The organism is Streptomyces sp. NPDC002499 (assembly GCF_053595415.1).
Genome location: NZ_JBSFXO010000004.1, coordinates 557,524 through 579,760 on the forward strand (window position 1 = coordinate 557,524; position 22,237 = coordinate 579,760).

Annotated in this window: 17 protein-coding genes and 2 tRNA genes; 3 read left to right on the forward strand and 16 right to left on the reverse strand. The window is 70.7% G+C overall.

Translation table 11 applies throughout. From position 1 onward, the window contains the following. Positions 1–175 precede the first annotated feature (175 nt). On the reverse strand, positions 176–2,050 hold the full coding sequence (gene lepA / locus ACWD5F_RS13540; RefSeq protein ID WP_451253956.1) for a translation elongation factor 4: 1,875 nt from the start codon (positions 2,048–2,050) through the stop codon (positions 176–178). A gap of 221 nt (positions 2,051–2,271) precedes the next feature. Between lepA and rpsT the strand changes: the two genes are divergently transcribed. Then, a complete protein-coding gene (gene rpsT, locus ACWD5F_RS13545; RefSeq protein WP_123999906.1) occupies positions 2,272–2,538 on the forward strand; it encodes a 30S ribosomal protein S20 in 267 nt (88 codons plus the stop codon). A gap of 386 nt (positions 2,539–2,924) precedes the next feature. Here rpsT and holA read toward each other — a convergent pair whose 3' ends face one another. The 9 genes from holA to leuS all read right to left on the reverse strand — a co-directional run bounded on the left by holA (position 2,925) and on the right by leuS (position 14,870). After that, positions 2,925–3,911, reverse strand: a complete 987-nt coding sequence (holA, locus tag ACWD5F_RS13550; RefSeq protein ID WP_451253958.1) for a DNA polymerase III subunit delta — start codon at positions 3,909–3,911, stop codon at positions 2,925–2,927. A gap of 154 nt (positions 3,912–4,065) precedes the next feature. Further along, the gene (locus ACWD5F_RS13555; protein WP_123999908.1) at positions 4,066–4,311 is read right to left on the reverse strand and encodes a hypothetical protein; all 246 of its coding nucleotides are present in this window, start codon (positions 4,309–4,311) and stop codon (positions 4,066–4,068) included. Positions 4,312–4,351: 40 nt separating this feature from the next. Next, the gene (locus tag ACWD5F_RS13560; protein WP_451253960.1) at positions 4,352–5,233 is read right to left on the reverse strand and encodes a YceI family protein; all 882 of its coding nucleotides are present in this window, start codon (positions 5,231–5,233) and stop codon (positions 4,352–4,354) included. A gap of 96 nt (positions 5,234–5,329) precedes the next feature. Beyond that, complete coding sequence (locus tag ACWD5F_RS13565) at positions 5,330–6,301, reverse strand: arylamine N-acetyltransferase family protein (protein WP_451253962.1); 972 nt, start codon at positions 6,299–6,301, stop codon at positions 5,330–5,332. Between the two features lie 4 nt (positions 6,302–6,305). After that, the gene (locus tag ACWD5F_RS13570) at positions 6,306–8,897 is read right to left on the reverse strand and encodes a ComEC/Rec2 family competence protein (protein WP_451253964.1); all 2,592 of its coding nucleotides are present in this window, start codon (positions 8,895–8,897) and stop codon (positions 6,306–6,308) included. Next, entirely contained in the window at positions 8,894–9,985 is a 1,092-nt protein-coding gene (locus ACWD5F_RS13575) for a helix-hairpin-helix domain-containing protein (protein ID WP_451253966.1), read from the reverse strand. Before ACWD5F_RS13575 ends, ACWD5F_RS13570 begins: the two co-directional genes overlap by 4 nt. A 163-nt stretch (positions 9,986–10,148) precedes the next feature. Beyond that, the gene (locus tag ACWD5F_RS13580) at positions 10,149–10,994 is read right to left on the reverse strand and encodes a DegV family protein (protein WP_401720938.1); all 846 of its coding nucleotides are present in this window, start codon (positions 10,992–10,994) and stop codon (positions 10,149–10,151) included. A gap of 72 nt (positions 10,995–11,066) precedes the next feature. Continuing rightward, positions 11,067–11,801, reverse strand: a complete 735-nt coding sequence (locus ACWD5F_RS13585) for a hypothetical protein (protein ID WP_401720940.1) — start codon at positions 11,799–11,801, stop codon at positions 11,067–11,069. A gap of 186 nt (positions 11,802–11,987) precedes the next feature. After that, on the reverse strand, positions 11,988–14,870 hold the full coding sequence (gene leuS / locus ACWD5F_RS13590; RefSeq protein WP_451253968.1) for a leucine--tRNA ligase: 2,883 nt from the start codon (positions 14,868–14,870) through the stop codon (positions 11,988–11,990). A 415-nt stretch (positions 14,871–15,285) separates the two neighbouring features. On the opposite strand from leuS, the gene ACWD5F_RS13595 reads away from it, so the two are divergent. Next, the gene (locus tag ACWD5F_RS13595) at positions 15,286–16,614 is read left to right on the forward strand and encodes a cytochrome b/b6 domain-containing protein (protein ID WP_451253970.1); all 1,329 of its coding nucleotides are present in this window, start codon (positions 15,286–15,288) and stop codon (positions 16,612–16,614) included. Beyond that, positions 16,611–18,224, forward strand: coding sequence for an NADH-ubiquinone oxidoreductase-F iron-sulfur binding region domain-containing protein (locus ACWD5F_RS13600; RefSeq protein WP_401720948.1), 1,614 nt, complete (start codon positions 16,611–16,613; stop codon positions 18,222–18,224). The genes ACWD5F_RS13595 and ACWD5F_RS13600 overlap by 4 nt, the downstream gene beginning before the upstream one ends. An 83-nt stretch (positions 18,225–18,307) precedes the next feature. Here the strand turns inward: ACWD5F_RS13600 and ACWD5F_RS13605 are convergent. The 6 genes from ACWD5F_RS13605 to ACWD5F_RS13630 form a co-directional block, all read right to left on the reverse strand. Further along, positions 18,308–18,380: transfer RNA gene (locus ACWD5F_RS13605), tRNA-Ala, on the reverse strand. Between the two features lie 125 nt (positions 18,381–18,505). After that, positions 18,506–18,739, reverse strand: coding sequence for a hypothetical protein (locus tag ACWD5F_RS13610; RefSeq protein WP_003976229.1), 234 nt, complete (start codon positions 18,737–18,739; stop codon positions 18,506–18,508). A 398-nt stretch (positions 18,740–19,137) separates the two neighbouring features. Next, a tRNA-Ala gene (locus ACWD5F_RS13615) sits at positions 19,138–19,210 on the reverse strand. Between the two features lie 94 nt (positions 19,211–19,304). After that, positions 19,305–19,976, reverse strand: coding sequence for a histidine phosphatase family protein (locus tag ACWD5F_RS13620; protein ID WP_451253973.1), 672 nt, complete (start codon positions 19,974–19,976; stop codon positions 19,305–19,307). Then, positions 19,976–20,419, reverse strand: a complete 444-nt coding sequence (rsfS, locus tag ACWD5F_RS13625; protein WP_280876625.1) for a ribosome silencing factor — start codon at positions 20,417–20,419, stop codon at positions 19,976–19,978. Before rsfS ends, ACWD5F_RS13620 begins: the two co-directional genes overlap by 1 nt. A 101-nt stretch (positions 20,420–20,520) precedes the next feature. Further along, on the reverse strand, positions 20,521–22,227 hold the full coding sequence (locus ACWD5F_RS13630; protein ID WP_451253976.1) for an LCP family protein: 1,707 nt from the start codon (positions 22,225–22,227) through the stop codon (positions 20,521–20,523). Between the last annotated feature and the right edge of the window lie 10 nt (positions 22,228–22,237).

Genomic DNA, 22,237 nt, shown 5'->3' on the forward strand with positions numbered 1-22,237 from the left:
GTTTAACTCGCGAGTAACTATCGAGCAGGGGATCAGAGTAAAGCGCGACCGGCCACCGCGTAAGGGGCGGCGGACAGCCACTTCCCACCAGGAGCGACGCCCGGTCCACCGACCGACGACACCGGGCCCGCCGCGCGGCAGCGCGACGGGCCCGGGAAATCGGTACGGCACGGGACTATTTCTTGCCCTTGCCCGATCCCGCGTTCTCGTCGCTGGACAGCACGGCGATGAAGGCCTCCTGCGGAACTTCCACGGAACCCACCATCTTCATCCGCTTCTTGCCCTCCTTCTGCTTCTCCAGCAGCTTGCGCTTACGGGAGATGTCGCCGCCGTAGCACTTGGCGAGGACGTCCTTGCGGATGGCGCGGATGGTCTCGCGGGCGATCACCCGGGAGCCGATGGCGGCCTGGATGGGCACCTCGAAGGCCTGCCGCGGGATCAGCTCGCGCAGCTTGGCGACCAGCCGCACGCCGTACGCGTACGCCGCGTCCTTGTGCGTGATCGCCGAGAACGCGTCGACCTTGTCGCCGTGCAGCAGGATGTCCACCTTGACCAGACTGGAGTCCACCTCGCCGGTGGGCTCGTAGTCGAGCGAGGCGTACCCCCTGGTCTTGGACTTCAGCTGGTCGAAGAAGTCGAAGACGATCTCCGCGAGCGGGAGCGTGTACCGGATCTCGACCCGGTCCTCCGACAGGTAGTCCATCCCGAGCAGGGTGCCGCGCCGGGTCTGGCACAGCTCCATGATCGAGCCGATGAACTCCGACGGCGCCAGGATCGTCGCGCGGACGACGGGCTCGAAGACCTTGTCGATCTTCCCCTCGGGGAACTCGCTCGGGTTGGTGACGACGTGCTCGCTGCCGTCCTCCATGTCGACGCGGTAGACCACGTTGGGCGCGGTCGCGATCAGGTCGAGCCCGAACTCGCGCTCCAGCCGCTCCCGGACCACGTCCAGGTGCAGCAGCCCGAGGAAGCCGACGCGGAAGCCGAAGCCGAGGGCGGCGGAGGTCTCCGGCTCGTAGACGAGCGCGGCATCGTTGAGCTGGAGCTTGTCGAGGGCCTCGCGCAGCTCCGGGTAGTCGGACCCGTCCAGCGGATACAGGCCCGAGAAGACCATCGGCTTGGGGTCCTTGTACCCGCCCAGCGCCTCGGTCGCGCCGTTGTGCAGGGTGGTGATCGTGTCACCGACCTTGGACTGGCGGACGTCCTTCACACCGGTGATCAGATAGCCGACCTCGCCGACCCCGAGCCCGTCGGCGCCGAGCATCTCCGGCGAGTTGGTGCCGATCTCCAGCAGCTCGTGGGTGGCGCCGGTGGACATCATCCGGATCCGCTCACGCTTGTTGAGCTGCCCGTCGATGACACGTACATACGTGACGACGCCCCGGTAGGAGTCGTACACCGAGTCGAAGATCATCGCCCGGGCGGGCGCGTCGGCGACACCGACCGGCGCCGGGATGTCCCGCACCGCCCGGTTGAGCAGCGCGTCGACCCCGAGCCCGGTCTTGGCGGAGACCTTGAGCACGTCGTCGGGATCGCAGCCGACCAGGTTCGCCAGCTCCTCGGCGAACTTCTCCGGCTGGGCGGCCGGCAGGTCGATCTTGTTGAGTACGGGGATGATCGTGAGGTCGTTCTCCATCGCCAGGTAGAGGTTGGCGAGAGTCTGGGCCTCGATGCCCTGGGCGGCGTCGACGAGGAGAACGGTCCCCTCGCACGCGGCCAGCGACCGCGAGACCTCGTAGGTGAAGTCGACGTGCCCCGGGGTGTCGATCATGTTGAGGATGTGCGTGGTGCCCTTGTCGGGCCCCTCGGTGGGGGCCCAGGGCAGACGCACCGCCTGGGACTTGATCGTGATGCCGCGCTCGCGCTCGATGTCCATACGGTCGAGGTACTGAGCGCGCATCTGTCGCTGCTCGACCACACCGGTCAGCTGGAGCATCCGGTCGGCCAAGGTGGACTTGCCGTGGTCGATGTGCGCGATGATGCAGAAATTGCGGATCAGAGCCGGGGCGGTACGGCTCGGCGCGGGCACAATGTCAGGGGTCGCGGGCACGCAGGGTCCTGTCTCTTGAGGCGCCTTGTGCCTCGGGTCGGATCGATACGTAGGCTCCATGGTCCCACGGGCGGGGACCTGCGACCGGTTTGGGCCATCCGGTGGGCCCCTGGTAACGTTGGCAGCTGTGTCTCATGCCCTCTCAGCACGGGACACACCCAAAGAAATCACCTGGCACGAGGCCCTCGCGGTCCCGTGCCTGAACCTGAAAAGGCTCATTCGTGGCGAACATCAAGTCCCAGATCAAGCGGATCAAGACCAACGAGAAGGCCCGGCTGCGCAACAAGGCCGTGAAGTCCTCCCTCAAGACCGCGGTCCGCAAGGCCCGTGAGGCTGCTGCCGCGGGTGACGTCGAGAAGGCCACCGAGCTGCAGCGCGCTGCCGCGCGTGCGCTCGACAAGGCCGTCTCCAAGGGCGTCATCCACAAGAACCAGGCCGCCAACAAGAAGTCGGCGCTTGCTTCGAAGGTCGTTGCCCTCAAGGGCTGACACATTGATGTGAACACCGGAAGGACCCGGGCGGGCCCTCTCTCCCGCCCCCGACCGGCACCTACGGATACCGCGCACGACTGCGTTCGCCACGCGGGCGCGGAATCCACCAGCTTGATCCCGAAGGCCCCGGCTTTCGCCCTTCCCCGGGCGACAGGCCGGGGCCTTCGGCATGCGCCGAGGCGGGCCGACGACTGCGCCGCGCGCCTGGTCTCGGGCCTTGGTCTTTGGCCTTGGTCTTTGGCCTTGGTCTTTGGTTTTTCAGCCCGTCCGGCGTTTGAGGACGAGGCCCCTTCAGGGCCGATCGGGGTCCGGGGCGCAGCCCCGGCGGGGTCGAAGGGGCAGCGCCCCTGGGATGGGACGGGTAGGGGCGGCGGGGGCGAAAACTACCGGCCGCGCGACCGAGCCGCCCGCGCGATGATCACGACCGCCTTCTCCAACGCGTACTCAGGATCGTCCCCGCCCCCCTTGACCCCCGCATCCGCATCGGCCACCGCCCGCAACGCGACGGACACCCCGTCCGGCGTCCACCCCCGCATCTGCTGCCGGACCCGGTCGATCTTCCACGGCGGCATCCCCAACTCCCGCGCCAGATCGGCCGGCCGCCCACCCCGAGCGGACGACAGCTTCCCGATCGCCCGCACGCCCTGGGCCAACGCACTGGTGATCAACACCGGCGCGACCCCGGTCGACAACGACCACCGCAACGCCTCCAACGCCTCGGCCGCCCGCCCCTCCACCGCCCGATCGGCGACGGTGAAACTCGACGCCTCGGCACGCCCCGTGTAGTACCGCCCGACGACCGCCTCGTCGATCGTCCCCTCGATGTCGGAGACCAACTGAGAGACCGCGGCCGCCAGCTCCCGCAGATCGCTCCCAATCGAATCAACGAGCGCCTGGCAGGCCTCGGGCGTGGCCGACCGCCCCGTGGCCCGGAACTCGCTCCGCACGAAGGCCAGCCGATCCGCCGGCTTGGTCATCTTCGGACAGGCCACCTCCCGCGCCCCCGCCTTGCGCGCGGCATCGAGCAGCCCCTTGCCCTTCACTCCGCCCGCGTGCAGCAGCACCAGGGTGATCTCCTCGGCGGGCGCCCCGAGATACCCCTTCACATCCTTGATCGTGTCGGCGGACAGATCCTGCGCGTTGCGTACGACCACGACCTTGCGCTCCGCGAAGAGCGACGGACTGGTCAACTCGGCGAGCGTGCCGGGCTGCACCTGGTCCGAGGTGAGGTCACGTACGTCCGTGTCGGCGTCGGCGGCCTTGGCGGCGGCCACCACCTCCTGCACGGCACGGTCGAGCAGGAGGTCCTCCTGGCCCACGGCAAGCGTCACCGGGGCGAGAGGGTCGTCTTCAGCAGTCTTCCTGGCCATTGCGACAAGCATGGCACGCGGCACTGACAACGCCGGCCGACCACCCTCGGCGGACCGCGTCAGCGACCTCCACCACCGTCACGGCCACTGCCACGGCCACAGTCACCGCCACCGCCACCGTCACGGCCGCTGCCACCCGCCACCGCCGGCAGGCCTACGGCTCCTCGCGCCAGCCGTCCCACTCCCCGGCGAACGCGTCCAACTCCGCCGGATCCAGCCGTCCTGCCTCGTCCCGCAGCACCACCAGCCACTGCGCGTCCTCGGCATCGTCCTCACCGGCCAGCGCGTCCCGCACCAACCGCGGCTCCTCGGTGACCGCGAACCGCTCCCCCAGCGCCCGCACCGCCTCCTCGGCGGCATCACGATCGGGCAGCACCAGCACATGTCTCACATCGCTCACGGGCCCATTCTGCCCGCCACCGCATGTGCGCCCGCGCCCGTCAGCCCTTGCGCACGATCTGCACGTCCAGCTCGATCCGGATGCTCGGCCCCACCACCGCGATCCCCCGCGCCAGCATCGTCTGCCAACTCACCGTGAAGTCGTCGCGGTGCAGCTCGGTCGTGGCCCGGAAAGCCCCACGCACCTCGCCCTCCATCCCGTTGCCGAGGCCGAGATACTCCGTGTCGAGCGTGACCGTGCGCGTGACCCCGTGCAGCGTCAGCGCCCCGGTGACGGCCCACCGGTTGCCGCCCTTGTGCACACACCGCTCGCTGTAGAACTCCAGCGTCGGGAAACGGGCCACGTCCAGGAAGTCCGCCGACCGCAGATGGTCGTCGCGCATCCGCACATTGGTGTCGATGGACGACGCGTCGATCACCACATGCATCGCCGACTGCCCCACCGGCTCGGCGATCCGTATCGCCCCGGCGAAGGTGTTGAACCGCCCGTGGACCCGCGCGAGCCCGATGTGCCGCGCGGTGAAGGCGATCGAGGAGTGCGCCGGCTCGATGTCCCAGTCACCGACCGCCGGCAGCTCCAGGGGCTGCGCCAACTGGAGGGTCACATCGCCGAACGAGGCGAGCGTGCTCTCCGCGACGGTCGCACTCGCCCGGTACGGCGTGTACCCCTCGGCCGACACCGCGAGCCGGTACTCCCCCGCCGGCACCGTGGTCACGAACGCCCCGAAGGGATCCGTCTCCCCGCACACCACCTTGCGCCCCTGCGCGTCGCTCACCGCGAACTCCGCATGCCGCACCGGCTCGTTGACCGGATCGAGCACCCGACAGCTCAGCACCCCGGCACTCGGCGGAGTCTGCACCGCCGCCAGGGGACTCGACCGCTGCACCCGGTTCGTACGGTTTCCACGCCCACGGCCGAACATCAACGCCACCTCTGCACGCCTCGACATCACTGTTGCCGAAGATGCATTCGATCACCGATGCGGCTTTCGAGGCAACTCAGGACCACATCACGGGAATTAGCCATACTGGTCGGTTTTCCGCACAGTTGGCACACAGTCGAGCTCGATCCCGAACCGCTCCCGGTAGACCGCCAGCACCTCCTCGTCCGTACCCAACTCCCGCTCCTCCCGAGCCCCGTCCCCGCCCGTCACCTTGAAGGTGCGCCCACTGAGCGTGATCCTCCCGCCGTCCTCCGTGACCCGCGAGCACACGAGCGACCGCGTGAAGTGCGAGGCCGGCGAGGTGCTGTGCCACCAGGCCCCGGCGACAAAGTCCCGGAGCACGCGCGGCCGCACTTCGATGCGGTACTGGGCCTCGCCGCCTCGGACGACGTCCAGGTCTGTCCTTTCCCCCGCCCCCACCCCCTCCCCCGCCGCCCCCTCCGCCTGCCCCTGCCCCTCCGCCTCCGCGCCCCCGTCCGTGTCCGCGCCCGCGCTCGCGTCCGCGTCCCCGTCCGCCCCGACGATCCGGAACACGCCCCCGGGATCCGCCTGCTCCCCCCGCTCCCCGAACGCCAGCGGATAGTGGCTGTGCGCCCCGAACCCGACGTCGGCCAGCCACTCGCTGCCGTCCACCGTCCGCACCTTCAGCGCGAGATGGTCGTACGGGATCCCGAGCCGCCCCTCGCCCCCGTGCACCCGCGCCGCCAGCAACGTGACCTCGAAGCCGAGCGCGGTGAGCAACGCCCCGAACGCCCCGTTCAGTTCGTAGCAGAACCCGCCCCGCCGAGCCCCCACGATCTTCTCCACCAACCGCGCCTCCTCCAGCACGATCTCCTCGCCGAGATGAACCGAGAGGTTCTCGAACGGCACGGCCCGCAGATGCCGCAGATGCAGATCGCGCAACAGGTCGACGGTGGGTTCGCCGACCGGTCCCGCGGCGGGTCCATCGCCGGGATCGACGGCGAGGCCGGCAGCGGAACCGCCGGCACTCGCCGGACGCTCGAATCCCAGCCGGCGGAGATAGGCATCGATCTGCACGGAGTCCATGCCCTCAGTCTCTCGCCACCCGCACCTCCTCGCCCGTCCCCGTGACCGCCAACGCCCCGTCCCGGTCGGTCCGCAGCACCACCGCGCCGAGGGCGTTCAACGCCGCGACCGTGCTGGGGGCCGGGTGGCCGTACGTGTTGTCCGCGCCGACGGAGATCAGCGCGAGCCGTGGCGCCACCGCGCGTATCAACTCCGGATCCTGGTACGCCGACCCGTGATGAGCGACTTTCAACACGTCCACGCCGGCCACCGACGCCCCCTCCGGCGATCTCAACAGCGCCTGCTGGGCCGGGGGTTCGAGATCGCCGAGGAGCAGGACGCGCAGTCCGCCCGACCGGACGAGCAGGGTGACGCTGGCGTCGTTCGGCCCGTCCGGGGTCGGCGCCCCGGGCGGCGGCGGCCACAACACCCGCCAGGACAAAGGCCCGGTGCGCCGCTCCTCCCCGGCGACGGCACGGGTGAGCGGGATGTGCCGAGCAGCCGCCTCCTTCCGTACGAACTCGACCTGGTCCACCGGTTCCTCCAACCCCGTCGTCTCGATCGCCCCGACCGCACGCCCGCGCAGCACTCCGGGCAACCCGGCGACGTGGTCGGCGTGGAAGTGGGTCAGTACGACCAGCGGGATCCTGGTGATGCCGAGCGTGCGCAGACACCGGTCGACCAGCGCCGGGTCGGGTCCCGCGTCCACGACGACCCCTGTGCCCTCGCCCGCCGCGAGCACCGTCGCGTCGCCCTGGCCGACGTCACACATCGCGAACCGCCAGCCCGGCGGCGGCCACCCCGTCACCACCCTGGCCAACGGCGGTGGCTGCACCACGACCAGGACGAGCAGCACCCCGCACGCCCCGCACCACCACGGATGCCGCAGCAGCCGGCGGCCGGCGAACAGGACGACCACCGTGACGAGTCCAAGCAGCGCCGCCCCGCCCCAGCTCCCCGGCCAGTCCACTCCCCCGCCGGGCAGCGCGGCCCCGGTGCGGGCGACCCCCGCGATCCACCCGGCGGGCCAACTCGCGCACCAGGCCAGCACCTTGGCCACCGGCAGCGCCGACGGAGCCGTCGCCAGCGCCGCGAACCCCAGCACTGTCGCCGGGGCCACCGCCACCTCCGCGAGCAAGTTGCACGGCACGGCCACCAGGCTCACCCGCGCCGACAGCACGGCGACGACCGGCGCGCACAGCGCCTGCGCCGCGGCCGCCGCGGCCAGCCCCTCCGCCAACCTCGCGGGCACCCCGCGCCGTCGCAACGCCTCGCTCCAGCGCGGCGCGAGCGTGAGCAGGGCGCCGGTGGCCAGCACCGAGAGCAGGAAGCCGTAACTCCGGGCCAGCCAGGGGTCGTACAGCACCAGCAGCAGTACGGCCGTCGCGAGGGCCGGGATCAGCGATCTGCGGCGCCCGGTCGCCAGCGCGAGCAACGCGACCGCCCCGCAGGCCGCGGCCCGCAGCACGCTCGGGTCGGGCCGGCACACGACGACGAACGCCAGCGTCAGGGCTCCGCCGAACAGCGCCGTCGTCCGCAGCGAGATGCCGAGCCGCGGGGCGAGCCCCCGGCGCTCCGCCCGCTGGGCCAGTCCTGGTGGACCGATGAGCAGCGCGAGGATGATCGTGAGGTTGCTCCCGGACACGGCGAGCGTGTGCGCCAGGTCCGTCTCCTTGAAAGCCTCGTCCAACTCGGGCGTGATCCGCGAGGTGTCCCCGACGACCAGCCCCGGCAGCAACGCCCTGGCATCCGCCGGCAACCCGTCGGTCGCCTCACGCAACCCACCCCGCAACCGCCCCGCGAACCGCTGCGCCCCCGACGGCCCCTCCACCACCTGAGGCACCGCCTGCCCGCGCACCCGCACCACCCCCGCGACCCGATCACCACCGACCAACGCCGGCACCAGCCGCCCGACGACCCACAACCGCGTGGAGGGCAGCACACCAAGCCACGGCGACTGCGCCGGGCCACTGACGGAGGACGTCTCACCGGCACCGCCACCGCCACCAGCACCCGCACCCGCACCCGCACCCGCACCCGCACCGACATCAACGATCACCAACACCGGCGCCCGCGTCCTCACCTCCGTCCCGCCCGTCTCCCGAACCCGCCGTACCTCCCCCTCGATCAGCACGGACTCCGGTGCCGCGTGATCCCCGTCGGTCCGAGGCCGGGTGAGCCGTGGATCGCCGGTCACCTCGACCTCGGCCCCGACGGTGGCGTACTGCTCGGCCAGACCAGGCACCGGCCCCCGCCGCACGTCGGCCCCGTGCAGCCCGGCCGAGAGCGCGGCCGCGGCGACGCAGAGCAGGACGGCGGCGACCGAGACGCGCTGCCATGCCCCGCCCTCGACCGACCCGCGCCGACGCAGGAGCAGCAGTACTCCCGCCACCACCAGGCATCCGACGGTGACCCCGGTGACCCACCCCTCCGACGCGTCCAACATCAGCGCCGCCGTCGCCCAGGTCGCCAGCGCGGGCGGCACGAGCCGTAGATCCGTCGGGCCTTCCTGCCGGGGATGGGCATCGCCGAGCCGTTTCCCGGAGGCGGCGTGAACGGCCGACCGCTCCAACTCACCGCGAACCGGCGTCCGCTCATCGGAACCGGACGCCCTCATGGCCGTACGAGATTCCGAAGATCGGCGAAGCGGCGGTCGCCGATGCCGTTCACTTCCCGCAGCTCATCCACCGACCGGAAGCCGCCGTGCTGGGTGCGGTAGTCGATGATGTGCTGGGCCAGCACCGGTCCGACGCCCGGCAGTGTGTCGAGCTGGTCCACGGTGGCCGTGTTCAGAGCGACCGGGGCCACGGGAGCCGCTCCGGCAGCCGAGCCGACCGACCCTGCCGCTGCTCCCGGCACCGCGCCCGGAGCAGCGGCGCCGGCCGGACCCCCGACGACCACCTGCTCCCCGTCCACGAGGAACCGCGCCCGATTGAGCCCGTCCGTACGCGTACCGGGCCGCACCCCACCCGCCGCACGCAGCGCATCCTCGACACGCGAACCCGCCGGCAGCCGATGGATCCCGGGTTCCCGGACCTTGCCGCTGACGTCCACCACGATCTCGGCACCGGCCACGCCCGCCGCACCGGCCGCACCCACCGCATTCGACGCACCCGCCGAGCCCGCAACGCCCGCCGAGCCTCCCGACCCCGTCGACCCCGGCGCCCCGCTCTCCCTCCCCGCCGCCCCGAACGGCGCCCCCGCCCGCACCACCTCAGGCGCCCTTACGGACTCAGTCCGACCCGTCCAGAAGTGCTGCACCGCGAACACGGCCGCCACCACGAGCAGCACCCCGAGCGCGACCACACTCCGCCGCTCCAGCCCGCACCGCGTCTGCACCCACAAGGGCATCCGTTCCCGCACCGACGCCCCGAGCCGTCCACGCCAAGCATCCGCAGGCCGCGCGCCCCCGGCATCGACGCGGGCGTCGTCCTCCGCCAGGTCCTCCTCCAGCGGCGGCCCGGCCTCCGGCCCCCGCCACCCCTCCGTGCCAACACCCGCAACCGCACCCGCACCCACACCCGCGCGCCCAGGAAACAACACCTCGGCCCGACGCCGGAGTTCCTGAGCCGACGCATGCCGCTGGCGGGCCCCGCCCCTGCTCCGGGACGGTCGGCGGCGATGGCGGCTCCTGCCGTCGGAGGCGGGACCGCGCCCCGGTCCGCTGGTCGGCGTCGCTGTGCGTGATCGTGATCGAAGTGCCATGCGACGAGGATCGGGCACCCGCCGGCATCGCGATGATCTTGCTCAATTCCCGTGGACGACCGCCGAGTTGTGGATAACTCCACCACCCACACGGGTGAGCCTCAGCACTACCGACGCCCTGTCACCGGCGCCCCGCCCCCACCTCACCCCACACCACTTCACCTCACCGAGGCGAGACCACCGCCCCCAACAACCCGGGCCCAGTGTGCGCCCCGATCACCGCCCCCACCTCGCTCACATGCAGATCCGCCAGCCCCGGCACCCGCGCCCGCAACCGGTCCGCCAAGGCCGCCGCACGGTCCGGCGCGGCGAGGTGGTGGACCGCGATGTCGACCTGCGCGTTGCCGGCCCGGTCGGCCACGATCTCCTCCAGGCGGGCGATCGCCCTGGACGCCGTGCGGACCTTCTCCAGGGGTTCGATCCGGCCGTTCTCCAGCTTCAGCAGCGGCTTCACGGCCAGTGCCGAGCCCAGCAGGGCCTGCGCGGCGCCGATCCGGCCGCCGCGGCGCAGATAGTCGAGGGTGTCGACGTAGAAGTAGGCGGACGTGCCGGCGGCGCGCTTCTCGGCCGCCGTGACCGCCTCGTCCACCGTGCCGCCCGCCTCCGCGGTCTCCGCGGCGGCGAGTGCGCAGAAACCGAGGGCCATCGCGATCATCCCGGTGTCCACGACGCGCACCGGCACCGGTGCCTCGCGCGCGGCGAGGACGGCCGCGTCGTAGGTGCCGGACAGTTCGGCGGAGAGATGGAGGGAGACGATGCCGGTGGCGCCGGCTTCCGCTACCTTGCGGTAGGTCTCGGCGAAGAGCTGGGGGCTGGGGCGCGAGGTGGTGACGGGGCGCCGCTTCTGGAGCGCCTGGGCCAGCGAGCGGGTCGAGATCTCGGTGCCCTCGTCGAGCGCCTGATTGCCGAGGACCACGGTCAGCGGAACCGCTGTGATGCCATGACGCTCCATCGTCCGCGGCGGTAGGTAGGCCGTTGAATCGGTGACGATCGCGACATGGCGGGACATGAGCTGGAGGTTACCTGCCGTAGCGCCTGGACGGCAGCCCGGGCCCGCTCACCTGGGCAGCCTTTGACCGGATCAAGTCGTGCTCTCCGGGCGGGGCTTCTTCTGCCAGGGGTAGGTGGGGCGCCTGCCGGGCGGGGTGATCGCGGTCCGGGTCGGTTCCTCGGCGGAGCGCGAGCCGGGTGTCTCCGGCCAGGTCTGCTGAGAGGCCGCCGCGTCGGCGGCCGGGGCCTCGGGCCACGGCGTCGGGGTGCTGTGCGGCTCCGCCTTCGTCCAGTGCCGCAGGGCGCCGGCCTCCATGTCTATCTGTGAGCTCAGCGAGTCCAGGTCGTCCTCGGCGAACCGGTGGGCCCGGTCGCGGACCGCCCAGCGCAGGGAGTCGGCCGACTCCGTGATGCGCGCGGTGCGGGCGCGCAGGTCGGGCAGCCGCTGGGTGAGGGTGGCGCGATCGGGGTCGGACTCCAGGCGCTTGAGCTCGCCGTCCAGCTCGTGGCCGTGCGCGCTGAGCCGCTGGAAGAGGGCGAGGGACTCCTTGAGGGACTCGTCCGCGCTCGCACCCGCGCGCAGGGCGTCCTGGGTGGCGCGCATCGACGTACGCAACTTGAGGCGCAGCTGGGCGACCTCGCCCGCCGGGCCCTGCTGGACGAACGTCTTGGCGCGCAGGGTGTGGTCCTCGACCGTGCGGCGGGCCTCGCCGATGGTGCGGTCCACGCCGCGCTTGGCGGCGCCGATCACCTTCACCGTCGCGTAGGCGCCGAGCACCAGGAAGAGAACGAAGAGCAGGGCGAGCACTGCGATCACGGCTTCCACCACTCCTCCTCCGGCGTCGCGACGGTCGTCGCGCCGCTCTTCCACGGTAAACGCAAAGGGCAGACCCGGAGTTCCAGAAAAACCCCGAACCTGCCCGTAGGGGACTACCCGGAGCCGTACCCACGACTCCGGTGCCCATGCCTACCGCTGCCCATCGCGTCCAGCGCCGGGCGCCATCGCGGAGCGCTACGCCGGAACGATGTTCACCAGCTTCGGCGCCCGCACGATCACCTTGCGGATGCCCGCGCCCTCCAGCGCCGCCACGACCTTCTCGTCGGCCAGCGCGACCTTCTCCAGCTCCTCGTCGGAGATGGTCGGCGGGACCTCCAGGCGGGCCTTGACCTTGCCGCGGATCTGCACGACACAGGTGATGGTCTCGTCGACGACGTACGCCGGGTCGGCCACCGGGAAGTCCTGGTGGACGACCGAGTCGGTGTGGCCCAGCAGGCGCCACAGCTCCTCGGCGATGTGCGGGGCCAGCGGCGCGATCAGCAGCACCAGCGGCTCGGCGATCGTCCGCGGCAGCGAACCGCGCGTCTTGGTCAGGTGGTTGTTCAGCTCGGTGACCTTGGCGATGGCGGTGTTGAAGCGCAGGCCCTCCAGGTCCTGGCGCACGCCGTCGATCGCCTTGTGCAGGGCGCGCAGCGTCTCCTCGTCGGGCTCGGCGCCGGTGACGGTGATCTCGCCGGTCGCCTCGTCGACGATGTTGCGCCACAGCCGCTGCAGCAGCCGGAACTGGCCCACCACCGCGCGCGTGTCCCACGGCCGCGAGACGTCCAGGGGGCCCATGGCCATCTCGTACAGGCGCAGGGTGTCGGCGCCGTACTCGGCGCAGATCTCGTCCGGAGTGACCGCGTTCTTCAGCGACTTGCCCATCTTGCCCAGCAGCCGGGAGACCTGCTCGCCCTCGTAGTAGTAGGCGCCGTCGCGCTCCTCCACCTCGGCCGCCGGTACGGCGAAGCCGCGGCTGTCGCGGTAGACGAAGGCCTGGATCATGCCCTGGTTGTACAGCTTGTGGAAGGGCTCGGCCGAGGAGACGTGTCCCAGGTCGAACAGCACCTTGGACCAGAAGCGGGCGTACAGCAGGTGCAGTACGGCGTGTTCGGCGCCGCCGACGTACAGGTCGACACCGCCGTGCGGCTGGCCCTCGCGCGGGCCCATCCAGTAGCGCTCGATCTCGGGGTCGACCAGCTGCTCGCTGTTGTGCGGGTCCAGGTAGCGCAGCTCGTACCAGCACGAACCGGCCCAGTTGGGCATGGTGTTGGTCTCGCGGCGGTACTTCTTGGGGCCGTCGCCCAGGTCCAGGGTGACGTTGACCCAGTCCGCGTTGCGCGACAGCGGTGTCTCGGGCTGGGTGTCGGCGTCGTCCGGGTCGAAGGTGCGCGGCGAGTAGTCCTCGACCTCGGGCAGCTCCAGCGGCAGCATCGACTCGGGCAGGGCGCGGGCGGTGCCGTCCTCGTCGTAGACGATCGGGAAGGGCTCGCCCCAGTAGCGCTGGCGGCTGAACAGCCAGTCGCGCAGGCGGAAGTTGACGGTGCCTTCGCCGATGCCCTTGCGGGCCAGCCACTCGGTGATGCGTGCCTTGGCCTCGGCGACGGGCAGGCCGTCCAGGGAGATGTCGTCGTTCGAGGAGTTGATGATCTTCGCGTCGTAGGACCCGAAGGCGTTCTCCCATGTCGAGGTGTCGGTGCCGCGGCCGTCGGTCGGCTCCACGATGCAGTGGATGGGCAGCTCGAAGGCGCGCGCGAAGTCGAAGTCGCGCTGGTCGCCCGCGGGGACGGCCATGATCGCGCCGGTGCCGTAGCCCATCAGCACGTAGTCGGCGATGAAGACGGGGATCCGCTCGCCGTTGACGGGGTTGGTCGCGAACGCGCCGGTGAAGACACCGGTCTTGTCCTTGGCCTCGGCCTGCCGCTCGACGTCGGACTTGGCGCCGGCCTGCGCGCGGTACGCGGCGACGGCCTCCACCGGGGTGGCGTGGCCGCCGGTCCACACGTCGTGCGTGGACTCGGGCCAGGCGGCCGGGGTGAACTTGTCGACCAGCGGGTGCTCGGGCGCCAGCACCATGTAGGTCGCGCCGAACAGGGTGTCGGGGCGCGTGGTGAAGACGGTGATGTCCTCGCCGTCCACGGGGAAGTCGACGCGGGCGCCCTCGGAGCGGCCGATCCAGTTGCGCTGCTGCAGCTTGATGGCCTCGGGCCAGTCCAGCTCGGTCAGGTCGTCCAGCAGCCGGTCGGCGTACGCGGTGATCCGCATGTTCCACTGGCGCAGCTTGGCCTTGAAGACCGGGAAGTTGCCGCGCTCGGAGCGGCCGTCGGCGGTGACCTCCTCGTTGGCCAGCACGGTGCCCAGACCGGGGCACCAGTTGACCGGCGCGTCCGAGGCGTACGCCAGGCGGTACTCGCCCAGGATGTCGGCGCGCTCGACGGCGCTCAGCTCCTGCCACGCGCGCGTGGTGCCGTCGGCGCTCGGTACGGCGCGCTCACCGGTCTCGAACTGGGCGATCAGTTCGGCGATCGGACGGGCCTTGTCCGCCTCGGTGTCGTACCAGGAGTTGAAGATCTGCAGGAAGATCCACTGGGTCCACTTGTAGTACTCGGGGTCGATCGTGGCGAACGACCGGCGCCGGTCGTGGCCCAGGCCCAGCCGGCGCAGCTGGGCCTTCATGCTCAGGATGTTGGACTCGGTGGACACGCGCGGGTGCGTGCCGGTCTGCACCGCGTACTGCTCGGCGGGCAGGCCGAAGGCGTCGAAGCCCAGGGTGTGCAGGACGTTGTGCCCGGTCATGCGCTGGAAGCGGGCGAAGACGTCGGTCGCGATGTAGCCCAGCGGGTGGCCGACGTGCAGGCCCGCACCGGAGGGGTACGGGAACATGTCCATGATGAACTTCTTGGGCCGCGCGACGATCGCCGGGTCACCGGCCAGGTCGCCCTTGGGGTTCGGCGCCGCGTAGGTGCCCTCGGCGTCCCAGAAGTCCTGCCAGCGTGCCTCGATGTCAGCGGCCATGGCGGCCGTGTAGCGGTGCGGCGCCGCCGCCTCGGCGGCGGCAGCGGGGTTCATCTCGCTCATGATCCTCAAAGCTCCATCGATCGTCTCTGCCCGGCGGCTGTATCGTTCGGAAACGAAAAATCCCCTCGCACAGGAGGGGATGCCGCGCCGATGCCGACCTGCCGGTAGTGGCGGTCGGGACTGATCAGCGCGGCTCGCTAAGCAGAAGGCGTACGGCACGCATGCGGTCAGAGTACCGCAGCGGTTGAGCAAGCCGCGACGCGCTTCCGTATGGCTGTGAGACACGACCGCCGCACGGCAGGAGAACCGAACCATGGCCAATGGTTACTTCGCGTAACAGACGCTAAAGGGACATCGCAACAAGCGCATGCCCCTTTGGTAACAACGCAATAACTCAAACCTCGTACCGATCGGTATGGCTCCACTTAGAGTGCGGCAGCGGGACCGCCTTCCCGAACTGCTCGGAGTTGCCCCCATGAACGCTCGTCGTAGTAACAGCTCGCTCCCCAAGACAGGCCGGTCGGCCTATGGGGTGGCGTCGGCTGTCGTCCTGCTCCTCATACCCGTGATCGTGCTGGTGGGAGGTAACCGGTTCCGCGACTTCCTGAACTTCGGCGCGGGAGTCCTGTGCCTCGTCTCCCTCAGCTGTTCGGTGATCTGGGGCCTGGTCGCCCAGGACCGGATCCTGCTGAACACGCGCCAGCGCATCATCGGGCAAGCGGTGCACCGGACGACCGCGGTCGCCTCGATCGCGTTCCTGCTGCTGCACATCACCACGAAGATCGCGCTGGACCACACCCAGTTGATCGCCGCCCTCGTCCCGTTCTCGCTCGGCGTCTCCGGAAGCGCCGGACTGATCGGCATGGGCTCGCTGGCCGGCCTGCTGATGATCTTCGTGGGCATCACCGGCGCCCTGCGCAGCAACTTCGCGGCCCCGGCCCCCGTCGCGGCCCGCTGGCGCGCCATGCACATGCTGGCGTACCCGGCCTGGGGCCTCTCGCTGGTGCACGGCCTCTACGCGGGTCGCGCGGCGAAGCCCCAGTTCACGATCATGTACAGCCTCTGCCTGATCGGCGTCATCGTGGCCCTGGCGCTGCGCGCCGCGCCGCGTCCGGTCAAGCGCAAGATCACCGACCGGATCATGGCCGTCCTCGGCACCGAAGAGCGGTCCGGCCGCGACGAGTTGGAGGCGAGCCGGGCCCGGATGGCGGAGACCTCCGGCGGCCCTCGCTCCGACTCCCGGTCCGACTCCCGCTCCGGCTCGGCGCTGCCGGGCTACGAGAACGCGAGGGCACAGCAGGGCGACCCGATGAACCGCCCCTCCCCCTCGTACTACGACGCCCCGTCGCGCACGATGAGCCCGGAGTCCACCGGCGGTTTCGCGGCCGCCTACCGGGCCGCCACGCCCCCGCAGGACGGCCGGCAGCCCTTCGACCAGACCGCCCGCATGAACCTGCCCATGGACGTGCAGGACACGGGGTCCTTCCAGCGCGTCGACAACGGCACCAACGCCACGGGCAGTTGGCCCGTGCCGTCCCCGCCGCCGCTCAGTGAGGCGCCCCCGTCGGCGTACGACCCGCTCCAGGACACGGGATACAACATCCCGACCTATGGCAATTCGGGCAACGCCGGGTACGGCGGAAGTGATGCGTACAACACCGGTGAGTCAACTGGTGCCTATGGCACGTATAACCCGGACGACACGTACAACAGCGGTCCCGCCAATGAACCATCACCCGGATCGTCCTTCGACAATCCGGGATCGGGCGAACCTTGGAACACGCCTTCCGGAGGCTATAGGTGAACGAGGCCCTGCCCGACGTACCAGAAGTCCGCGTGGTCGGACTTCCCCAGCTCACGTCAGGCTTCGACCTTGTCGAACGACTCGACCTGCCCATGCACCTCAAGGTGCACGGGCCGCTTGAACCCCTGGGCGGCGAACAGCTCGCGAAGCTGTCCGAAGCCATCAACCTGAAGGGCCGCGGCGGCGCGGGCTTCCCCTTCCACAAGAAGCTGCGCTCGGTCGCCGAAGCGGCGATCAAGCGCGGTGTACGGCCGGTCGTCGTCGTCAACGGCAGCGAGGACGAGCCGGCCTGCCGCAAGGACACGGTGCTCATCAACCGTGCCCCGCATCTCATCCTGGACGGCGCCCTGTTGGTCGCCGAGGCCCTGGGTGCCCGCACGCTCGTGGTGGGGGTCACCCGGGAGTCGACGCAGCGCTCGATGGAGGCCGCGCTCGCCGAACGCGGCCTGAGCAACAGCCGTCGCTCCGCGCTCAAGGCGTTCGTCCAGCGCAACCCGGTCCGCATGGTCACCGGCGCCGCCGCGTCGCTGATCCGCTCGATCGACGGCGGCCCGGCGATCCCGCCCGGCCGCAAGGTGAGCGCCTCGCAGAACGGCGTCGGCGGCGCCCCGACCCTGCTCTCCAACGCCGAGACGTTCGCCCAACTCGCCATCGCCGCCCGCATAGGCCCCGAGCGCTACGGCAACACCGGCCTGTACGACGAGCCGGGCACCGTCATGCTGACGGTCTCCGGCGCGGTCGCGCGCCCCATGGTGATCGAGGTCCCCACGGGCGTACCGCTGCGCTACGTCCTGCAGTTGGCCGGCGCCCCGCCGGTGCCGCAGGGTGTGCTGACGGGCGGTTACCACGGCAAGTGGATCGACGCGGCGACGGTCAACGAGGCGATCGTCTCCCGCAACTCCCTGGACGCGGTGGGCGGTGCGCTCGGCGCCGGCGCCATCCTGCCCATCACCCAGGAGACCTGTCCGCTGGGCGAGTCGCTGCGCGTGGCGCAGTGGCTGGCGGAGGAGAGCGCGGGCCAGTGCGGTCCCTGCTACCTCGGCCTGCCCGCCGCCGCGCGCGGCATGGAGGACATCATCAACGGCGGCGGCCCGGCCGCCCTGGAAGCCCTCAAGCAGGTCGCCAAGAACGTGAAGCGGCGCGGCGCCTGCTCGCACCCCGACGGCTCCGCGATGTTCCTGGAGTCGACCATCAAGGCGTTCACCGACGACCTCGCGGCGCACGTCCTCGGGAATGGCTGCGGACGGCCCGTGGAGGGCGTTCTGCCGCTCTTCGAGGGCGGCAGGACCCCTGCGGGCATCACGAGCGGCGAGGGCGCCGGAGAGGACAGCGGCGGCAGCCGGCAGAAGATCTTCGTCGACTGGACGCTGTGCCGGGGCCACGGCCTGTGCGCGGACATCCTCCCCGAGGTGTTCCAGCTCGGCGCCGACGGCTTCCCCACCGTCGCCCAGGCGAAGGTGCCGCAGTACGCGGAGGCCAAGGCGCTGCGCGCGGTGCGCCGTTGCCCGGCGCTCGCCCTGCGCATCGAGGAGGACACCCGTCCGCAGGCACCCGCCCGCAACCTCCCGGTCCTCTCCCAGGGCCGTGGCCGACGGGCGCTCGGCCGCTGAGAGTCGGGACACGAAGAAGGCGGGCCATCCGATCGGATGGTCCGCCTTCTTCGTTCACCAGCTGTGAAGTTGTCCAACTTCTGTGGAGCTAAGGAGAATTGAACTCCTGACCTCCTGCATGCCATGCAGGCGCTCTACCAACTGAGCTATAGCCCCTTGTGACGCTCCGTCCGGGTTCCCCCGGCGGCGACGCCAACATTACCGGTGGACCCGGTGGAGCACCAAATCGTTTCCGTCCTCCACGAGGTCGAGCGCCACCGGACGTCGAGCGGCCCCGCGCGTCAAGCGGTCACGAACGAGTAGAACCGCTTGAGCGTGCAGTGCTCCTCCAGAAGCCGGCCGTAGATCGGCTCGCCCTCCAGTTCGCGGTACGTCTCGATCGGGTCGCCTTTTATGATCAGCGCCCGCGCGCACTCCTCGCACCAGTACTGGTAGTCGGGATTGACCGGTTCCATGTCGCGGACGATCGGCGTCCCACTGCCGCACCAGTCGCACTTTCGCCTGTGTGCACCCATCGATCAGCTCCAGCTGTGGCCGCAGGCCGTGCACACGTAGGAAATTCCGCCGTTGTCGCCGAGGACTTGCGCGACATGCGCGGAACCACAGGAAGGGCAGCTGAGCCGGGTGACCGTGTCCCGTGTCGACGCTGCATCAGGGAGGTGGCCGACCTCCCTGAGGATGCTCGCAGGCATCACTGCTCCCTCCCGTCGGGCCGCGACCCCTTCCGGCCGTTTGATTCTGCCACGGCCGGACCTATACGGTCAGCGACGCCTCAGTACCAGTCCGGACACGGCTCACCCGGGGCGCCCTCTCAAAGAGGTATACGCCTGCGGACCTCGAAGCGCTCAAGAGAGCGGTGACGAAAAATCCCGCCCCCCTCGTGGGTGGACGGGATCTTGTCGATCGTCTCCTGTGGAGCTAAGGAGAATTGAACTCCTGACCTCCTGCATGCCATGCAGGCGCTCTACCAACTGAGCTATAGCCCCTCGCGTCCTCCCCGACCGGCGGGGCGAACAAGAAGAACTTTAGCCTGCGACCTGCCGGAAAGTGAAATCCGGTGGCAGGCAGGCCACCAGGGCTTCAGTCGTCGTCGCCGAGCACCGGTTCCGGCAGCGTGCCGGCGTTGTGCTCCATCAGCCGCCAGCCGCGGGCGCCCTCGCCCAGGACGGACCAGCAGCAGTTGGAGAGACCGCCCAGGCTCTCCCAGTGGTGGGACTCCAGGCCGAGCAGCCGGCCGATGGTGGTGCGGATCGTGCCGCCGTGGCTGACCACGACGAGCGTGCCGTCGTCGGGCAGCTTCTCGGCGTGCTTCAGCACCACGGGGGCGGCCCGGTCGGCGACCTCGGACTCCAGTTCACCGCCACCGCGACGGACCGGCTCGCCGCGCTTCCACGCCGCGTACTCCGCGCCGTGCCGCCCGATGATCTCCTCGTGGGTCAGCCCCTGCCAGACGCCCGCGTAGGTCTCGCGCAGCCCCTCGTCGTGGGTGACCTCCAGGCCGGTGAGTTCGGCGAGCTCGGCCGCCGTGTTCGCGGCGCGCTGGAGGTCGGAGGCGACGATCGCGTCCGGGTTCAGCGAGGCGAGCAGCCGGGCGGCGCGACGGGCCTGGGCGACGCCCGTCTCGGTGAGCGGGACGTCCGTGGTGCCCTGGAAGCGGCGCTCCACGTTCCAGGAGGTCTGGCCGTGCCGCCACAGGATGACGCGGCGGCCCCGGCCGGGACGGCCCGCGGCGACCTCACCTGTGGCGCTCATCACCAATCACCGCCCTGGTCGGCCGCCTCCTCGGCGGCGCGCACCTTGGCGTGCTCGGCGGCCTTGCCGCGGGTGGCCTCGGCGTCGGCCGGCAGCTTCAGCTCGGGGCAGTCCTTCCACAGCCGCTCCAGGGCGTAGAAGACGCGCTCCTCGCTGTGCTGGACGTGGACGACGATGTCGACGTAGTCGAGCAGGATCCAGCGGGCGTCGCGGTCCCCCTCGCGGCGCACCGGCTTGGCGCCGAGCTCCTTGTTGAGCCGCTCCTCGATCTCGTCCACGATCGACTTGACCTGGCGGTCGTTGGGCGCGGAGGCGAGCAGGAAGGCGTCCGTGATCGACAGCACGTCGCTGACGTCGTAGGCGATGATGTCGTGCGCGAGCTTGTCGGCGGCCGCCTGAGCGGCGGCGGTGATGAGCTCGGTGGAGCGGTCCGTGGCGGTCACTACATGGCTTTCGGTCGGCGGGCACTTGACCCCAAGGGTCTCACGGACCGCCGGGGGTACCCCACGTGATTGTTGGATCACGCGGGGCACCACGCCCGGTACTACGTCCCGTCGGCCGACGCGGGCTTGTAGTCCTGGCCCAGGATCACCGTGACGTCCGCGCTCGCGGAGGCGTCGCCCTTGCTCACCGCCGAGGTGGACAGGCCCAGGGTCTTGGCGACCTCGGTGGCGTTCTCCTTGTCGGCGGCATCCGAGTAGACGACCTTGGTGGTGGCCTGGGTGGTGGCCGGGGTGCCGCCCTCCAGGAAGGTGAAGCCGCCGTTGAGGAGGACGACCCGGGTCTTCTCGGTGTTGTCCTTGACGCCGCTGGCGTTCTGCACGGACACCCGCACCGCGGAGCCCTGGTCGGGGCTCTTGGCGCTGCCGCCGAGGACGTCCTTGACGACGCTGGCGCTGGTCTGCGCGCTCAGTGTGCCGTCGCTCTGGACGGGCAGCAGCGCGGTCTTGTAGTCGCCGCTCTTGGCGAGGTCGGAGAGCTTGGCGAGGAAGGTGCCGAGGTCCTTGTCGGTGAGCGAGGGGTCGAGGATCTGCGCGAGCGTCTGCACCGTGGTCGTCGCGGCCCCCGCGTCCGAGGAGACCTTGCGCAGCACGCCCTGCATGACCTGCCCGAACCGCTCCAGCTGCGCGTTCTGTGCCTCGCCCGAGCCGCGGTAGGTGGCGTAGGCGATGGCCATGGCGCCGCTGAGGGTCTGGTCCTTGCCCTTGCGGACGAGCGGCGCGGTGCCCTTCTTGGTGGCGGCCGGGTCGGGGACGTCGGCATTGGTGTCGACGTCGATGTTGCCGACCAGGTCGACCAGGTTCTGCAGATAGGGGGTGTCCAGCCGCCACGTGCCCTCGATGTCGGTGCCCAGGACCGTGTCGAGCGCGTCCCGGGTGCCGGAGGAGCCGTCGCCGTCGACGGACTTGGCCAGCGTGGTCGAGTTGCCGTCGTCGTCCGTCACGGACAGGGAGTTGGGCAGCAGGACGGTGGTGCCCTGCTTGGTGGTGGTGTTGTCGACGAGCAGCGCCGTGGAGGTGCCGCCCTTCTTGGTGTTGTGCAGGTGTACGACGATGACGTCCCGCTTCTGGGCGGCCACCGACGTCGCCGTGCCGGTCTTCGTGCCGTCCGAGTCCGAGAGCCCCGGCAGCTTCCCGGCGTACCAGAGGTAGCCGACCCCGCCGGCCGCCACCAGGGCGAGGACCACGACCAGGGCGACCAGCCGGCTGTGGGCGCGGCGCTTGGCCTCCTCGCGGCGCTCGGTGCGGTTCTCGGTGAAGTTGAGCCAGTCGATGACGTCCTCGGAGTTGCCGTCGGGCTCCTCCACGAAGGCGAACTGCTCGGTGCGGTAGTCCCGGTCGGCCCGCGCGGGGCCCTCCGTCTCCTCGTCCGTCTCCGGCGGCCCCGCCTGTTGCGGGATGTAGGCGGTCTGCTCGGCGGTCCGCGGCTGTTGCTGCGCGCCGGCCGCCGCCCGGCCGTAGGGGTCGTAGGAGGCACCGCCGCCGTAGGTGTCGTAGGACGGCGTGACGGGCTGCTGTCCGGTGCCGTAGGGGTCGTAGGACGGCGCGGCCTGCTGCTGGTCCGTCGGGGCCTGCTGGCCCGTCGCGTACGGGTCGTAGCCGTAGCCCTGCTGCTGCGCGTACGGGTCGTACGGCTGCTGCGGAGCCTGCTGTTGCGGCGGGACCTGGCGGTACACGGGCTGTCCGTACTCGTCGTAGCCGACGAGTTCGTACTGGTCGCCCCCGTACCCCGGGTCGTATGAGTCGTTCACCGGTGCCCCT

Coding starts and splice junctions, on each gene's coding strand:
- holA (WP_451253958.1), bottom strand. CDS start 3,911: ATGGCCAGGAAGACTGCTGAAGACGACCCTCTCGCCCCGGTGACGCTT.
- ACWD5F_RS13560 (WP_451253960.1), bottom strand. CDS start 5,233: ATGTTCGGCCGTGGGCGTGGAAACCGTACGAACCGGGTGCAGCGGTCG.
- ACWD5F_RS13565 (WP_451253962.1), bottom strand. CDS start 6,301: ATGGACTCCGTGCAGATCGATGCCTATCTCCGCCGGCTGGGATTCGAG.
- ACWD5F_RS13570 (WP_451253964.1), bottom strand. CDS start 8,897: ATGAGGGCGTCCGGTTCCGATGAGCGGACGCCGGTTCGCGGTGAGTTG.
- ACWD5F_RS13575 (WP_451253966.1), bottom strand. CDS start 9,985: ATGGCACTTCGATCACGATCACGCACAGCGACGCCGACCAGCGGACCG.
- ACWD5F_RS13580 (WP_401720938.1), bottom strand. CDS start 10,994: ATGTCCCGCCATGTCGCGATCGTCACCGATTCAACGGCCTACCTACCG.
- leuS (WP_451253968.1), bottom strand. CDS start 14,870: ATGAGCGAGATGAACCCCGCTGCCGCCGCCGAGGCGGCGGCGCCGCAC.
- ACWD5F_RS13595 (WP_451253970.1), top strand. CDS start 15,286: ATGAACGCTCGTCGTAGTAACAGCTCGCTCCCCAAGACAGGCCGGTCG.
- ACWD5F_RS13610 (WP_003976229.1), bottom strand. CDS start 18,739: ATGGGTGCACACAGGCGAAAGTGCGACTGGTGCGGCAGTGGGACGCCG.
- ACWD5F_RS13620 (WP_451253973.1), bottom strand. CDS start 19,976: ATGAGCGCCACAGGTGAGGTCGCCGCGGGCCGTCCCGGCCGGGGCCGC.